Origin of the sequence: Streptococcus sp. GMD1S (assembly GCF_000296875.1) — a bacterium.
In the GTDB taxonomy this organism is placed as follows: Bacteria; Bacillota; Bacilli; order Lactobacillales; family Streptococcaceae; genus Streptococcus.
The window spans coordinates 1-886 of record NZ_AJQY01000203.1 but is presented as its reverse complement, the minus strand read 5'-3'; the positions used below and the strand labels follow the sequence as shown (position 1 = coordinate 886).

Genomic DNA, 886 nt, shown 5'->3' with positions numbered 1-886 from the left:
GCTAGCCAATCAGCGTCAGTGAGCGCCAGTCAGTCTGCGTCTGTAAGCTCGAGTCAGTCCGCATCAGTAAGTTCAAGCCAATCCGCTTCAGTTAGCGCAAGCCAATCCGCATCAGTCAGCTCGAGTCAATCTGCGTCAGCAAGCTCAAGCCAGTCCGCCTCAGTAAGCTCCAGCCAATCTGTATCGGTGAGTGCTAGCCAATCGGCGTCGGTAAGCTCAAGCCAATCAACCTCAGTAAGCGCAAGCGAATCCGCCTCAGTAAGCTCGAGTCAATCAGCTTCGGCAAGCTCAAGTGAGTCAGCATCCGCAAGTTCGAGTCAATCAGCATCATTGAGTGCAAGTGAGTCAGCCTCAGTAAGTTCAAGCGAATCTGCATCGGTAAGCTCGAGTCAATCAGCCTCAGTAAGTGCAAGTGAATCTGCATCAGCGAGCTCAAGTCAGTCTGCCTCAGTGAGTGCTAGCCAATCAGCCTCAGCGAGCGCCAGCCAGTCTGCTTCGGTAAGCTCAAGTGAATCGGCTTCAGTAAGTGCTAATCAGTCTGCATCTGTAAGCGCAAGTGAGTCAGCTTCAGTAAGCTCAAGTCAATCAGCTTCAGCTAGCGCCAGTGAGTCAGCATCTGTAAGCTCAAGCCAATCTGTGTCAGTGAGCGCCAGCGAATCCGCTTCAACAAGTACTTCAACTTCTGCAAGTATGCTAGCGGACGAGTTGGCGTTGGAAAGTGCTTCGATCTCAACAAGTACTTCATTGAGCGAATCTACTTCAACGAGCGCATCACTCTCAGCTAGCGTATTAGCCAGTGAATCGGCTCTAACAAGTGCCTCGATCTCAGTAAGTACATCAGTGAGCGAATCTACTTCAACGAGCGCATCACTCTCAGCTAGCATGT

Annotated in this window: 1 protein-coding gene; it reads left to right on the top strand. The window is 51.1% G+C overall.

The features are described from left to right. The coding region (locus GMD1S_RS12365; protein WP_192808294.1) for a hypothetical protein at positions 1-886 on the top strand (886 nt) is incomplete at both ends.